Raw genomic sequence first — 13,701 nt, 5'->3', positions numbered from 1 at the left:
CGGCACGGGCGGAGCCGGAAAGCGGTCGGGGGCCTCGCCGTTCGGCGAAGCCCCCTCGCGTTCGGTCATCTCGTCGCTCAGTAGTCGTAGTCGTAGTCGTACGACGGGACCGTCGAGAAGAACACACCCCAGAGCACGAACGACAGCAGCGCGATCGCGATGCCGACGAAGCCGAGGATGATGCCGGTGAGCCACATGCCCTTGGCCTGCGGCTCCTTGCTCTTGCCGAGGAAACCGAGCACCACGGCGGCGCCCGGGATGAACAGCTGGAGCACGCCGCCGATGAAGGGCAGGAACACGACGGCGAAGCCGACGAGTCCCACGATGCCGGCGATCAGCGAGATGAGGCTGAGCACAGGCGTCTTCTTGGCGGGCGCGGCGCCGTACGCGGGCGCCGCATACGCGGGCGCACCGCCTGCGGGCCCGCCGTAGCCGGGCTGCGGTGCCGGGGCACCGTACGCGTTCGGCGGAGGCGGAGGCGTCGTCGCACCGTAGGCGGGCGGCGCCGTCGTCTCGCCTGCACCGTACACGGGCGGTGCCGGGGGTGCCGGCGGCTCGGGAGCCGCCGGCGGTTCGGGCGCCGCGGGGGGCTCGGGTGCGCTCGGCACCTCGGGCCCGGCCGCGGCGGCGTCGACCGGCACGACCGGCTCGGGCTCGCCGGGGATACCTGGCTCCGCCGGGGCGGGCAGGTCGGGCTCGGGAACGTTCGGCACCTCGGGCTCCACCGGCGCGCCGGGGACCTCGGGGGTCTCTGGCACCTCGTCGGGATTCTTCGGGTCGGTCATTTCTTCCCCCATTCGGTGAGCCGAGTCAGTCGGCTCAGTAGCTGTCGATGGTCGAGCTGACGGTCGCGAGGTACGCGTACGCGATGATCGCGAGGATGATCGCGATGATGAAGAGCGCGATGCCGACGAAACCGAGGATGATGCCGGTCAGCCACATGCCCTTCGACTGCGGCTCCTTCTTCTTGGCGATGAAGCCGAGGACGATCGCAGCGACCGAGAGCAGGATGCCGAAGTAGAACCAGGCGCCGATCACGCCGATGATGCCGGCGACGAGCGAGAGGATGCTGAGCACCTTCGACGGCGCAGCGGGCGCGGCGTACGCGGGCGCCGCCGGTGCGGCGGGCGCGCCGTAGGCCGGCGCGGCCGGTGCTGCGGGAGCTGCCGGAGCGGGCGGAACAGGCTGGGCGGCGGGCTGGCCTGCGGGCTGCTCGGGAAGGTTCGGGTCGGTCACTGTGGTTTCCCCTCGATGCTGTGTGTGATGCGCTCATGCCGGTTCGGCAGGCGCTCCGGGCGCGACGGATGTCGACGACCCGGGTCGTTTCGCCCCCACACTATCGCGCAAGCCCCCTCGCGCACAGGATTCTTGCGTCAGTCGACCTGGATCTCGGTCACGGGCAGCGTCGAGTCGGCTCCGAAGCCGAGTCCCGACGGCGCATGGCCGGCCATCACGAGCTGCGCGCCGAGCGCCGCGATCATCGCACCGTTGTCGGTGCAGAGCGACAGCGGCGGGATGCGCAGCGCGATGCCCGAGGCATCCGCCCGCTCGCTCGCGACCTCGCGGAGCCTCGCGTTCGCGATGACGCCGCCGCCGAGCAGCAGCCGCGGCACGCCGAGCTCGGTGCAGGCGTCGATCGCCTTCGAGACGAGCACGTCGACGACCGCTTCGCGGAAGCTCGCCGCGACGTCGGCCATCGGCACGGCCTCGCCGGCGGCCTCGCGCTGCTCGACCCAGCGGGCGACCGCGGTCTTCAGACCGGAGAAGCTGAAGTCCCAGCGATGCGCGACGAGGTCCTTCGGTCGCGTCAGCCCGCGCGGGAAGCGAATCGCGTCGGGGTCGCCGCCCATGGCCGCCCGGTCGATCTCGGGGCCGCCCGGGTAGGGCAGTCCGAGCACGCGGGCGACCTTGTCGAACGCCTCCCCCGCGGCGTCGTCGATGGTCTCGCCGAGCAGCTCCACATCGGAGACGAGGTCGCGTACGAGGAGCAGCGACGTGTGCCCTCCGGAGACGAGGAGCGCCACCGTCGGCGTCTCGAGCGGATCTGCGGAATCGAGCAGGTCGGCGCCGACGTGCCCCACGAGGTGGTTGACGGCGTAGATCGGCAGGCCCTTCGAGATGGCGAGGGCCTTCGCCGCGCCGACCCCGACCATGAGCGCGCCGGCGAGGCCGGGACCGCTCGTCACGGCCACGGCGTCGAGGTCGTCGAGGTCGACGGATGCCTCGGCGAGCGCCGCCCTGATGGTGGGGCCGAGCGCCTCGAGGTGGGCGCGTGCGGCGACCTCCGGCACGACGCCGCCGTAGCGGGCGTGCTCCTCCATCGATGAGGCGATGACGTTCGCGAGCAGGGCGTCGCCCCGAACGATGCCGACCCCGGTCTCGTCGCACGACGTCTCGATGCCGAGGACGAGCGGTTCGCGGGTGTTCATCGGGCGCCTCCGGCAGGTCTGGCGGGTCGAGCACCTTCGGGGGCGTCGCTCGCGGGGCGCGTCACCGCCGGCGGCACGTCGAGCCGCATGAGCACGGCGTCGACGCCGTTGCGGTAGTACCGCGGGCGGACGCCGATCTGCACGAAGCCGAGCGAGTCGTAGAGGGCGCGCGCGACGGGGTTGTCGGCACGGACCTCGAGGAAGAGCTGCGCGATGCCGCGTCGGCGCGATTCCGTGATGAGCGCGTGCATGAGCCCGCGGCCGAGGCCCACGCCCCGCGCGGCCGGGTCGACCGCGATCGTCTGGATGTCGCCCTGATCGCCGCCCCGCGGTGCGAGCAGGCCGGCGTAGCCGAGCAGCGGCGGCCACGAGGCATCCACGTCGTCGTCGGAGTGGTCGTCGCCGGAGCGCTCGCCGTCGCCTGCGGCACGGTTCGCGACCTCGTCGTCGACCGCGACGAGGTAGTACCCGTGCGGGCTCTCGATCTCGCGCAGCATGGCCTCCTCGGGCCAGGCGTCGTCGGTGAACGTCGCCCGTTCGAGCTGCATGATCGCCTCGAGGTCGGTGGTCCGTGCCCGTCGCATGAAGACGCTCACCTCAGCACCCGCTTTCCGGCGGAGGGGGTCACGTCGGGGGCGCGCAGGTAGAGCGGGGCGTCGCCGGTGAGCGGCAGCCGTCGTGCCGCGAACGCGAGTTCGGCGAGCGCGCCGACGGCGGCGGCCGACACGACCGCCGCCTCGAACCGGAGGCCCCGCGGCTCGGGCAGCGCGTCGCGGGGCACGAGCCCCGGCCCGCTGCGGCGCACGGGCAGCCCGTCGGCGTCGAGGCCGTCGTATTCGGAGATCGCGTATTCGCGCCGCCTCGCGTCGGTGACGACCTGGAGCGGGCCCTCGTCGCCGGCGGTGTAGCGGCTCCAGGCGATCGCGTCGTGGCTCGGCACGGGCACGAACGGCCGGTCGATGCCGAGCGCGAAGGCGTGCGCCGCGGCGATGCCGACGCGCAGGCCCGTGAACGGTCCCGGCCCCATGCCGCCGGCGACGCCCGAGAGCCGTGCGGGTTCGACCCCCGCCTCGGCGAGCGCGTCGCGGATGAAGCCCCCGATCACCTCGGCGTGGCGCATGGTGTCGTCGGTGCCGACCTCCGCCAGCGTTCGCAGCTCGTTGGTCGCACGGTCTCGATCGACCACCGCGACACTCGTGCCGGTCGACGTGTCGATCGCAAGCAGCATGCCTCAAGCCTAATTCGGGAGACGGGCGAGGAGGGGCCCGGTGAGGGTGACGGTGCGCGGCTCGTCGCCGTCGAGGTCGGATGCCTCGGGCTCGGCGTCGCCCGGCGACTTCGCGCCGGTCGGGCGCTCGATCACGACCTCGAGCCACGCGTCGCCGGCTTCCTCGACGAGTCCGGCGCCCCACTCGACGACCACGACCGATCGGTCGAAGTCGAGGTCGAGGTCCTCGACGAGCTCGGCGCTGCCGAGGCGGTAGGCGTCGACGTGCACGAGCGGCGGGCCGTCGACGAGGCTCGGGTGAGTGCGGGCGAGCACGAAGGTCGGGCTCTGCACCGGGCCGCGTACGCCGAGGCCCTCGCCGATGCCGCGCGTGAGGGTGGTCTTGCCCGCGCCGAGCGGCCCCGTGAGCACGACGAGGTCGCCGGCGCGCAGCGCGGCGCCGAGGCGACGGCCGAGCTCCTCCATGGCGTCCGCGTCGGCGATCTCGATCGTGCGGCTCACAGGTCTTCGGCCTCGGGCCAGGGCACCGTGCGCGGGCCGCCCGTGTAGCGGCGCGGCACGCGCGGGCCGATGCGGGTGACGATCTCGTAGCCGATGGTGCCGGCCGCGGCGCCCCACTCGTCCGCGGTCGGCGCGCCGGTCGCCGGGTCGCCGAAGACGACGACCTCGTCGCCCACCGCGACGGGTGCGTCGCCGGCGTCGACGATGAACTGGTCCATCGCGATGCGGCCGACCACGGGGCGGCGACGGCCGCCGATGAGCACCTCGGCGCCCTGCCCCGACGCCTGCCGGGGAATGCCGTCGGCGTAGCCGAGCGGCACGAGCGCGAGGGTGGTCTCGGCGTCGGCGTGCCAGATGTGGGCGTAGGAGGCCCCCGTGCCGGCGGCGACGCGGCGCACGGCCGCGACCTTCGCACGGAGGGTCATCGCCGGGGTGAGCCCGAGGTCGGCCGACGTCGTGCCGTCGCCGAAGGGGGTGAGCCCGTAGAGGCCGATGCCGATCCGCACGGCGTCGTAGCGGGAGGCCGGGTCGCGCAGCGCCTGCTCGCTCGACGCGATATGGCGCAGCCGGCCGGTGAGTCCCGCGGCCTCGGCCACGGCGAGCGCGCGCCCGAAGGCCGCGAGCTGGTCGGCGTCCACCTCGCGCGACGTGTTCGCGAAGTGGCTGAAGACGCCGGCCACACCGAGGCGCCCGGCCTGTTCGAGTTCGGCCGCACGGGCGACGACGACGGGCCACTCCGCCTCGGGCACCCCGTTGCGGCTGAGGCCGGTGTCGATCTTGAGGTGCACGTGCGCCGCAGCCTCGGGGGCGGCGGCGGCCACCCGCTCGAGCTGGGCGAGACTCGAGACGCCGATCTCGATGTCGGCCCGGATCGCCGAGGCGAAGTCGGCGTCGGGGTCGTGCAGCCATGCGACGATCGGCGCGTCGATGCCGGCGTCGCGGAGTTCGAAGGCCTCCTCGAGGTCGGCGACGCCCAGCCGCGTCGCTCCGCCCGCGAGCGCGGCGCGGGCCGCCTCGACGGCGCCGTGCCCGTACGCGTCGGCCTTCACGACGGCCACGATCTCGGCGGGTGCGACGCGTTCGGCGATCACGCGGACGTTGGCCGTGATCGCGTCGAGGTCGACCCGGGCCTCGCGGAACGGGTGCGACGCGCGAGACGCGTGCGCCCCGCCGGCGGCACGGGCCGAGGCATCCTGCTCGCTCATCGGCCGCTCACCGCCTCGAGCACGACGAACGCGCTCGCGATGCCGGCATCGTGGCTCATCGACAGGTGCACGCGGTCGATGCCGAGTGCGGCGACGTGCGCGGCGAGCGCGCCCGAGAGCTCGAAGTCGGGGTTGCCCTCGACGTCCTGGACGATGCGCATGTCGTGCCAGCGGATGACCGCGTGACCGCCGAGTGCCTTGATGAGCGCCTCCTTCGCGGCGAAGCGGGCCGCGAGCGATCGCGGCGGCCGACTGCGTTCGCTCTCGGCGAACAGGCGCTCGACGAGCGCGGGGGTCCGGGCGATCGAGCGCTCGAAGCGCTCGATGTCGACCACGTCGATGCCGATGCCGGCGATCACTCGGCCCCCGCGCCCTGCGTCACTCGACCGTCACCGACTTGGCGAGGTTGCGCGGCTGGTCGACGTCGAGGCCCTTCGCCTGCGAGAGCTCCATGGCGAAGATCTGCAGCGGGACGACGGCGAGGAGCGGCTCGAAGAGCGGCGCGGCCAGCGGGATGCGCAGCACCTCGTCGGCGAACGGCAGCACCGCGGCGTCGCCGGCCTCGGCGATCGCGATGACGCGGGCGCCGCGGGCGCGGATCTCCTGGATGTTCGAGACGACCTTCGGGTGCAGGTTCGCGGAGCCGCGCGGGCTCGGCACGACCACGAAGACGGGCTGGCCGGGCTCGATGAGCGCGATCGGGCCGTGCTTGAGCTCGCCCGCGGCGAAGCCCTCTGCGTGGATGTACGCGAGCTCCTTGAGCTTCAGCGCGCCCTCGAGGGCGATCGGGTAGCCGACGTGGCGCCCGAGGAAGAGCACCGAACGGGTGTCGGCCATCCAGTGCGCGAGCTGCGTGACCTTCTCGGCCTCGCCGAGCACCTGCTCGAGCTTCTCGGGCACCGCCGAGAGCTCGGCGAGCTGCTCCGCGATGGCCTCGGCGTCGAGCGTTCCGCGCACGCGGGCGAGGTGGAGGCCGAACAGGTAGAGCGCCGCGATCTGGGCGACGAAGGCCTTCGTCGACGCGACCGCGACCTCGGGTCCGGCGTGCGTGTAGACGACCGCGTCGGACTCGCGCGGGATCGTCGCGCCCTGCGTGTTGCAGATCGAGATCGTGCGGGCGCCCTGCTCACGGGCGTACTTGACCGCCATGAGCGTGTCCATGGTCTCGCCCGACTGGCTGATCGAGACCACGAGCGTGTCGGCGTCGAGCACCGGCTCGCGATAGCGGAACTCGTGGCTCAACTCGATCTCGACGGGAATGCGCGCCCACTGCTCGATCGCGTACTTCGCGACCATGCCGGCGTACGACGCGGTGCCGCACGCGATGACGGTGATGCGACGGATGCCGCGGAGCTCGTCGTCGTCGAACGACTCGAGCTCGGGGATCACGACGGCACCGTCGACGATGCGGCCGCGGAGGGTGTTGGCGACCGCCTCGGGCTGCTCCGACACCTCCTTGCGCATGAACGACGACCAGCCGCCCTTCTCGGCCGCCGAGGCGTCCCAGGCGACCTCGAAGGCCTCGACCTCGACCGGCTCCCCGTCGAAGTCGGTCACGACGACCTCGTCGGCGGTGATCGCGACGATCTGGTCCTGGCCGATCGCGACGGCGCGCTTCGTGAACTCGACGAACGCGGCGACGTCGGAGCCGAGGAAGTTCTCGCCCTCGCCGAGACCGATCACGAGCGGCGAGTTGCGGCGGGCGCCCACGACGACGCCGGGCTCGGCGCGGTGCACGGCGAGCAGCGTGAACGCGCCCTCGAGACGCGAGACCGTGTTGCGGAACGCCGTGCGCAGGTCGCCGGCCGCGCGGTACTCGCGGCCGAGGAGCACGGCCGCGACCTCGGTGTCGGTCTCGGACTCGAACGCGTAGCCCTCGGCGAGCAGTTCGTCCTTGAGGTCGGCGAAGTTCTCGATGATGCCGTTGTGGATGAGCGCGAGCCGCCCTTCATCGCCGAGGTGCGGGTGCGCGTTGCGGTCGGTCGGTCCGCCGTGCGTCGCCCAGCGCGTGTGCCCGATGCCCGTGCCGCCGTGGTGCAGCGGGTTGCGCTCGAGCTCGTCGGCGAGGACCTTGAGCTTGCCGGCCCGCTTCGCGGTCTCGATGGCACCGTCGTCGTCGACGACCGCCACCCCCGCCGAGTCGTAGCCACGGTATTCGAGGCGGCGCAGGCCACCCATGAGGACGTCGAGGCTGTTGCGCTCTCCGACGTATCCGACGATTCCACACATGGGGGCGATTCTACTGGCGCGCGGCTGCATGAATTCCCGGAGGGGTGGGCGGGGAGTCCTCGCTCGGGCGCGCATTACACTGGCACGGTGCCGGATCCGCAGAGTTCGTCGTCGCATGCTGCGCAGATCTCGCCGTTCATCGAGCTCGATCGGTCCGACTGGGCGGCGCTCGCACCGTCGATGCCGTCGCCTCTGCACGAGACCGAGCTCGTGAAGCTCAGGGGCCTCGGCGAGCCGCTCGACCCGACCGAGGTGGCCGAGGTCTACCTGCCGCTCAGCCGGCTGCTGAACCTCTACGTCGGCGGCACGAAGTCGCTGCACAAGGTCACGAGCGAGTTCCTGCGCGAACGCGCCGAGCCGACGCCGTTCGTGATCGGCGTCGCCGGATCGGTCGCCGTCGGGAAGTCGACGATCGCGCGCCTCCTGCGCGAGCTCCTCGCACGCTGGGAGCACACGCCCCGCGTCGAGCTCGTCACGACCGACGGGTTCCTCTTCCCCAACGCCGAACTCGAACGACGCGGGCTCATGGCCCGGAAGGGCTTCCCCGAGTCGTACGACCGGCGCGCGCTGCTGCGCTTCGTGAGCGAGGTGAAGGCCGGCGCCGCCGAGGTGCGGGCGCCCTTCTACTCCCACCTGGCCTACGACATCGTGCCCGACGCGCAGGTCACCGTGCGCCGCCCCGACGTGCTCATCGTCGAGGGGCTGAACGTGCTTCAGCCGCCCGGCCCCGGGCACCGGCTCGCGGTCAGCGACCTGTTCGACTTCACGATCTACGTCGATGCGCGCACGAGCGACATCGCGCGCTGGTACGAGGAGCGCTTCCTGAAGCTCCAGCGCGGGGCGTTCGCGAACCCGCGCTCGTACTTCCACCGCTTCGCGTCGCTGACCGAGGAGGAGGCGCGCCACCGAGCGCGCGAGATCTGGCATTCGATCAACGAGCCGAACCTGCTGCAGAACATCAGGCCGACGCGCTCGCGCGCCTCGCTCGTGCTGCGCAAGAGCGCCGACCACACCGTGTCGAGCGTGCTCCTGCGCAAGCTCTGAGGGCGCAGACGCGAATCGCCCGCTCCCGTGCGGGACGCGGGCGATTCTGCGGTGCGTACGGCGCTACAGCGCGAGCTCCGACTTCACGACCTCGGCCAGGGCGGCCGCGTGCCGCTCGGCGATCGACTGCTCGGACGCCTCGACCATGACCCGCACCATCGGCTCGGTGCCCGACGGGCGCAGCAGCACGCGACCCGAGTCGCCGAGCTCGGCCTCTGCGGCCTCGACCGCCGCGGCGACGCCGTCGTTCGCGCCGAGCGCGTGGTGGTCGACCCCGCGCACGTTCACGAGCACCTGCGGGTAGACCGTCATCACCGACGCGAGCTCGGCGAGCGACTTGCCCGTGCGCGCCATCTCGGCCACCAGGTGGAGGCCGGTCAGCACGCCGTCGCCGGTCGTCGCGTACTCGCTCATGATGACGTGGCCCGACTGCTCGCCGCCGAGGGAGAGCCCGTGCGCCGCGAGCGCCTCGAGCACGTACCGGTCACCGACCTTCGTCTCGACGATGCGGATGCCGTGCTCGGCCATCGCACGCTTGAGCCCGAGGTTCGACATGACCGTGACGACGAGCGTGTCGTCGGTGAGCTTGCCGCGCTCCTTCATCGAGAGCGCGAGGATCGCCATGATGCGGTCGCCGTCGACGATCTCACCTGCGGCGTCGACGGCCAGGCAGCGGTCGGCGTCGCCGTCGTGCGCGATGCCGACGTCGGCGCCGTGCGCGAGCACGGCGGCCTGCAGCTTGTCGAGATGGGTCGAACCGACGCCGTCGTTGATGTTGATGCCGTCGGGGTCGGCGCCGATGACGATGACTTCGGCGCCGGCGTCCTTGAACGTCTCGGGAGAGACGCCCGCCGCTGCGCCGTGGGCGCAGTCGAGCACGACCTTGATGCCGTCCAGCCGGTTCGGCAGCGTGCCGAGCAGGTGCACGACGTAGCGGTCCTCTGCGTCGGCGAAGCGGCGGATGCGACCGACGCCGTCACCGACCGGCGCGAGCTTCTGCTTGCCGAGGTACGACTCGATGCGGTCCTCGACCTCGTCGGGCAGCTTCGTGCCGCCGTAGGAGAAGAACTTGATGCCGTTGTCGGGCGCCGGGTTGTGCGACGCCGAGATCATGACGCCGAAGTCGGCCTTGATCGAGTCGATGAGGAAGGCCGTCGCCGGCGTCGGGATGACCCCGGCGTCGAGCACGTCGACGCCGGAGCTCGCGAGGCCGGCCGCGACCGCTGCGGTGAGGAACTCACCGGAGACGCGGGGATCGCGCGCGACGACGGCGACGGGACGCCTGCCCGCCGCACGGTTCTCGTCGGCGTGGCGCCCCTGCGTGAGGACGGCGGCAGCCGCCTGGGAGAGGCCCAGGGCCAGGTCAGCCGTGAGTTCACGGTTGGCCAGGCCCCGGACCCCGTCGGTTCCGAAAAGCCGAGGCATGCGGAAAGGCTCGCCGAAGACTTAGCGCTTCGAGAACTGGGGAGCCTTGCGGGCCTTCTTGAGACCGGCCTTCTTGCGCTCGATGACGCGGGCGTCACGCGTGAGGAAGCCGGCCTTCTTGAGGGTCGGACGGTTGTTCTCGCGGTCGATCTCGTTGAGCGCACGCGCGATCGCGAGGCGCAGCGCGCCGGCCTGGCCCGAGGGGCCGCCGCCGGTGATGCGGGCGATCACGTCGTACGAGCCCGCGAGCTCGAGCACGGTGAACGGGTCGGTGATGAGCTGCTGGTGGAGCTTGTTCGGGAAGTAGTCCGCGAACTCGCGGCCGTTCACCGTGATGGTGCCGGCGCCCGGGACGACGCGCACGCGGGCGATGGCCTGCTTGCGGCGGCCGACGGCCGCGCCCGAGACGTTGAGGACGGGGCGGGGGGCCGCCGGAGCAGCCGCCGGGGCGCTCTCGGTCGTGTAGCTCTCAGGAGCCTGGTCGATCTGGTCTGCGATCTTCGCCATGGTGGTTGTGAATCCTTAGTTCGAGAAGGTCGAGTGCGCCGGGCTTACTGGGCGACCTGGGTGAGGGTGTACGGCTTCGGCTGCTGAGCCGCGTGCGGGTGCTCCGGGCCGGCGTAGACCTTCAGCTTCTTGAGCTGCTGGCGGCCGAGCGAGTTCTTCGGGAGCATGCCGCGGATCGCCTTCTCGACGGCGCGGACGGGGTTCTTCTCGAGGAGCTCGGCGTAGCCGACGGCCTTGAGGCCGCCCGGGTAGCCCGAGTGGCGGTACGCCTTCTTCTGCTCGAGCTTCTGGCCCGTGAGGGCCACCTTCTCGGCGTTGACGATGATGACGAAGTCGCCGGTGTCGACGTGGTTGGCGAAGATCGGCTTGTGCTTGCCGCGCAGCAGGGCTGCGGAGTGGCTCGCGAGACGACCGAGCACGATGTCGGTCGCGTCGATGACGACCCAGTCGCGCTGGATCTCGTTCGACTTCGGGGTGTAGGTGCGCGTCACGGAAGTGCTGCTTTCTGATCGAGTGAGGGGTTCGTGAATCCCACTCCGTGGGGTGTTCGGGCGCGATGCGCGCGAACGCCTCGGTGGAGGGCTCAACATCGGGTACCGCCGCAGAGTGCGGCACCAAAGGGAGAGCTTACCAGCTTCGGCCCGCGTTGCAGAATCCGCGCCTCATTCGACGAGGTCCGGGATGCCGCTCACGTGCAGTTCCCGGCGCGCCCGCGTCTGCGCGGCCCGGGCCTCGAGTTCGTGGTCGCCGGGGTAGCCGACCTCGGTGAGCACCAACCCCTTCGCCGGCATCACCTTGAAGGCGCTCGTGCGCTCGGCCGCGGCGAGCAGCCGCTCGGGGTCGTCGTCGGCGAGCTTGCCCTCCCCCACCGCGACGCACGCGCCGACGAGCGCCCGCACCATCGAATGGCAGAACGCGTCGGCCTGCAGCGTGGCGACGAGCACGCCGCCTTCCCCACGGCTCCAGCCGTAGGCCTGCAGCGTGCGGATCGTCGTCGCCTCCTCGCGCGGCTTGCAGAACGCGGCGAAGTCGTGGAGACCGAGCAGTCGCGTCGCCGCCCGGTCCATCGCGTCGACGTCGAGCGTGCGCGGAAACCAGACGGTGCGGTTGCGCGTCAGCGGGTCGCGCAGCGTCGCGCCGTCGGCGATGCGGTACTCGTAGCGTCGCCAGACGGCCGAGAAGCGCGCGTCGAACCCGGCAGGCGCGGTCTCGGCATGCGTGATGACGACGTCGGCGTCGGCGGAGCCGAGGATGCCGGTCAGCCGGCGGAGCAGCACCGCCGCCGGGTCGTCGGCGACGCCGCTCGACGCCTCCCCTCGCCGGGGCCGCGTGACGGCGGAGAGCGCCCCCGCGGGCACATCGAGGTGCGCGACCTGGCCGAGCGCATGCACGCCCGCGTCGGTGCGCCCCGCGACCGTCAGCCGGGGCAGCACCCGCTCGCGGCGGAAGAGCGTCGCGAGCGCGGCCTCGAGCGTGCCCTGCACCGTGCGCAGCCGGGGTTGCGCCGCCCAGCCCTTGAAGTCGGTGCCGTCGTACGCGATGCCGAGCCGGATGCGCACCGTCTCGTCCGCGCTGCCGGTCACGGCGATCGGGGATGCCTCGGCCGAGCCGCCGGCCGGCGTCCGGCCGGCCTCGGACAGCACTCCGTTCGCCGGGGCGGGCGCCGTGCCCGCGGCATCCGCCTCGCTCGTGACCATACCGCCAGCCTAGGCGCGCGCCGCGGCGGCGACCGCGTCGACCTCGTCGGCGCGGGGGCGCGGCGCGCGCGGCCCGGGCCCTCCGACGATGAGGGCGATCACCGCGAGCGTCACCAGCGACCAGCCCAGCAGGCCGTGCACCAGCGGCACGTAGCCCATCGTCAGGAACACGCCCACGCCGGCGACCGCGCAGAGCGCCCAGGTCACCACCATCACGAGGGGCGTCCGTCGTTCGACCGGCGCCGGCCAGTGCGCCTCGAGCTTCGGCACGACGAGGCAGCATCCGGCGATCACGATGGCGATCGCGAGGATCCACAACGGCCGCGTCGCCCACCACGTCGGCGACAGCACGGGCGGGAAGGGCAGGCCGATCGTGAGCTGGGCGGCCGTGACGACGGCCATCGCGAAGGTGTGCCAGAGATAGATGACCATGCCGTACACGCCGAACACGAAGACGAGCCCGAGCACGGCCCGGTGTCCGACGAACCGCCTGATCGCCGGCTGGAGCAGGGCGAACAGGCAGACCTGGCCGAGCGCGAGGGCGAGGATCGCGACGCTCGGCGGGTTGAGGTTGTCGAGCATGTCGTGCGAGTAGCCGAACCCGGCGACGAGTACGCCGATGAACCCGTAGGCACCGATCGCGAGGCCCGCGAGCAGCCACGGCGACCGACGGGCGAACCAGCCGTCGCGCAGCCCGAAGCCGAGCTGCTGCGCGAACAGCCAGACGAAGACCCAGTTGAGTGCGCCGAGCGGCAGGCCCGCGCCGCGGGTCGACGCATCGACGACCGCCGCGGCACCGGCGAGGCCGAGGTACGTCGGCCATGGCGCGTGCCGGTGCAGCCACGACATCACCGGCACCAGCGCGGTGCAGATGAGGTAGACGGGGATGAACCAGAGCGGCTCGGCGAGCCGCAGGGCGAAGCCCTGCACGAACCCGGGGTCGGCGCCGGATGCGAGCATGAGCGCGAGCACGAGGCCGACGGCCGCGGTCACCGAGACGACGGGCTGCGCGAGGCGCACCGCCCGCACCCTGATGTAGTGCGCGACGGTCTCGCCGTGCCCTCGCAGGCGACGCCACTGCGTGATCGACGCGAACCCGCCGCAGATGAAGAACACCGGCATGATCATGAGCGGCCAGGTCGCCCAGGCGAGCGGCTCGAAGCCGTCGAGCGCGTTGAACGCGCGAAGCGGGTCACCGCCGGTGCCCATCTGCATGGCGTGCACGACGACGACGACGGGGAGGCACATCGCACGGGCGAAGTCGATCGAGAGGTCGCGGTCCTCGGGGATCCGCACCGGTGCGCGCACGCCGTTCCTTCCGTCTCGACGGCGGCCGCGCGTTCGGCGGCCCGGCCCTCGGCGAGCCGGTCCATCCGCTCGCGACGACGATTGTGGCACAGATGCGAACGGGCCCCTGTGCGCAATGCACAGGGGCC

15 protein-coding genes are annotated in these 13,701 nt (G+C 72.3%); 1 reads left to right on the top strand and 14 read right to left on the bottom strand.

From position 1 onward, the window contains the following. Positions 1-77: 77 nt before the first annotated feature. The 9 genes from ACWGPE_RS15440 to glmS form a co-directional block, all read right to left on the bottom strand. On the bottom strand, positions 78-785 hold the full coding sequence (locus tag ACWGPE_RS15440; RefSeq protein ID WP_231430126.1) for a DUF4190 domain-containing protein: 708 nt from the start codon (positions 783-785) through the stop codon (positions 78-80). A 34-nt stretch (positions 786-819) separates the two neighbouring features. Continuing rightward, on the bottom strand, positions 820-1,236 hold the full coding sequence (locus ACWGPE_RS15435; protein ID WP_452049024.1) for a DUF4190 domain-containing protein: 417 nt from the start codon (positions 1,234-1,236) through the stop codon (positions 820-822). Between the two features lie 137 nt (positions 1,237-1,373). Beyond that, on the bottom strand, positions 1,374-2,429 hold the full coding sequence (tsaD, locus tag ACWGPE_RS15430) for a tRNA (adenosine(37)-N6)-threonylcarbamoyltransferase complex transferase subunit TsaD (RefSeq protein WP_231430124.1): 1,056 nt from the start codon (positions 2,427-2,429) through the stop codon (positions 1,374-1,376). Then, complete coding sequence (locus ACWGPE_RS15425) at positions 2,426-3,013, bottom strand: GNAT family N-acetyltransferase (RefSeq protein WP_231430123.1); 588 nt, start codon at positions 3,011-3,013, stop codon at positions 2,426-2,428. The genes tsaD and ACWGPE_RS15425 overlap by 4 nt, the downstream gene beginning before the upstream one ends. 8 nt (positions 3,014-3,021) lie before the next feature. Beyond that, on the bottom strand, positions 3,022-3,657 hold the full coding sequence (gene tsaB, locus ACWGPE_RS15420) for a tRNA (adenosine(37)-N6)-threonylcarbamoyltransferase complex dimerization subunit type 1 TsaB (protein ID WP_376931534.1): 636 nt from the start codon (positions 3,655-3,657) through the stop codon (positions 3,022-3,024). Positions 3,658-3,666: 9 nt separating this feature from the next. Continuing rightward, a complete protein-coding gene (tsaE, locus tag ACWGPE_RS15415) occupies positions 3,667-4,122 on the bottom strand; it encodes a tRNA (adenosine(37)-N6)-threonylcarbamoyltransferase complex ATPase subunit type 1 TsaE (protein WP_231432276.1) in 456 nt (151 codons plus the stop codon). 32 nt (positions 4,123-4,154) lie between these two features. After that, on the bottom strand, positions 4,155-5,363 hold the full coding sequence (alr, locus tag ACWGPE_RS15410; protein WP_231430121.1) for an alanine racemase: 1,209 nt from the start codon (positions 5,361-5,363) through the stop codon (positions 4,155-4,157). Continuing rightward, positions 5,360-5,722: a holo-ACP synthase gene (locus tag ACWGPE_RS15405; RefSeq protein ID WP_231430120.1), complete on the bottom strand. Its 363-nt coding sequence runs from the start codon at positions 5,720-5,722 to the stop codon at positions 5,360-5,362. The genes alr and ACWGPE_RS15405 overlap by 4 nt, the downstream gene beginning before the upstream one ends. A 19-nt stretch (positions 5,723-5,741) precedes the next feature. Next, positions 5,742-7,592, bottom strand: coding sequence for a glutamine--fructose-6-phosphate transaminase (isomerizing) (glmS, locus tag ACWGPE_RS15400; protein WP_231430119.1), 1,851 nt, complete (start codon positions 7,590-7,592; stop codon positions 5,742-5,744). An 87-nt stretch (positions 7,593-7,679) separates the two neighbouring features. On the opposite strand from glmS, the gene coaA reads away from it, so the two are divergent. Beyond that, the gene (gene coaA, locus ACWGPE_RS15395; protein ID WP_231430118.1) at positions 7,680-8,636 is read left to right on the top strand and encodes a type I pantothenate kinase; all 957 of its coding nucleotides are present in this window, start codon (positions 7,680-7,682) and stop codon (positions 8,634-8,636) included. 63 nt (positions 8,637-8,699) lie between these two features. On the opposite strand, the gene glmM is transcribed toward coaA, so the two are convergent. The 5 genes from glmM to ACWGPE_RS15370 form a co-directional block, all read right to left on the bottom strand. Further along, on the bottom strand, positions 8,700-10,061 hold the full coding sequence (gene glmM / locus ACWGPE_RS15390; RefSeq protein WP_231430117.1) for a phosphoglucosamine mutase: 1,362 nt from the start codon (positions 10,059-10,061) through the stop codon (positions 8,700-8,702). Between the two features lie 21 nt (positions 10,062-10,082). After that, on the bottom strand, positions 10,083-10,568 hold the full coding sequence (gene rpsI / locus ACWGPE_RS15385) for a 30S ribosomal protein S9 (protein ID WP_231430116.1): 486 nt from the start codon (positions 10,566-10,568) through the stop codon (positions 10,083-10,085). A 44-nt stretch (positions 10,569-10,612) separates the two neighbouring features. After that, complete coding sequence (rplM, locus tag ACWGPE_RS15380) at positions 10,613-11,059, bottom strand: 50S ribosomal protein L13 (protein WP_231430115.1); 447 nt, start codon at positions 11,057-11,059, stop codon at positions 10,613-10,615. A 171-nt stretch (positions 11,060-11,230) separates the two neighbouring features. Beyond that, positions 11,231-12,127 carry a tRNA pseudouridine(38-40) synthase TruA gene (gene truA, locus ACWGPE_RS15375; RefSeq protein WP_231432275.1) on the bottom strand — a complete coding sequence of 299 codons (897 nt, stop codon included), beginning with the start codon at positions 12,125-12,127 and terminating at the stop codon, positions 11,231-11,233. Positions 12,128-12,274: 147 nt separating this feature from the next. Then, positions 12,275-13,573, bottom strand: coding sequence for an acyltransferase family protein (locus ACWGPE_RS15370; RefSeq protein WP_452049023.1), 1,299 nt, complete (start codon positions 13,571-13,573; stop codon positions 12,275-12,277). Positions 13,574-13,701: the final 128 nt, after the last annotated feature.

This window comes from Agromyces sp. NPDC055658 (assembly GCF_053618155.1).
This window is presented reverse-complemented; position numbering and strand designations above follow the sequence as displayed.

Excerpts from the sequence above, each read along its gene's own strand:
- ACWGPE_RS15440 (WP_231430126.1), bottom strand. The coding sequence starts at position 785 with ATGACCGACCCGAAGAATCCCGACGAGGTGCCAGAGACCCCCGAGGTC.
- tsaD (WP_231430124.1), bottom strand. The coding sequence starts at position 2,429 with ATGAACACCCGCGAACCGCTCGTCCTCGGCATCGAGACGTCGTGCGAC.
- ACWGPE_RS15425 (WP_231430123.1), bottom strand. The coding sequence starts at position 3,013 with ATGCGACGGGCACGGACCACCGACCTCGAGGCGATCATGCAGCTCGAA.
- tsaB (WP_376931534.1), bottom strand. The coding sequence starts at position 3,657 with ATGCTGCTTGCGATCGACACGTCGACCGGCACGAGTGTCGCGGTGGTC.
- tsaE (WP_231432276.1), bottom strand. The coding sequence starts at position 4,122 with ATGGAGGAGCTCGGCCGTCGCCTCGGCGCCGCGCTGCGCGCCGGCGAC.
- alr (WP_231430121.1), bottom strand. The coding sequence starts at position 5,363 with ATGAGCGAGCAGGATGCCTCGGCCCGTGCCGCCGGCGGGGCGCACGCG.
- glmS (WP_231430119.1), bottom strand. The coding sequence starts at position 7,592 with ATGTGTGGAATCGTCGGATACGTCGGAGAGCGCAACAGCCTCGACGTC.
- glmM (WP_231430117.1), bottom strand. The coding sequence starts at position 10,061 with ATGCCTCGGCTTTTCGGAACCGACGGGGTCCGGGGCCTGGCCAACCGT.
- rpsI (WP_231430116.1), bottom strand. The coding sequence starts at position 10,568 with ATGGCGAAGATCGCAGACCAGATCGACCAGGCTCCTGAGAGCTACACG.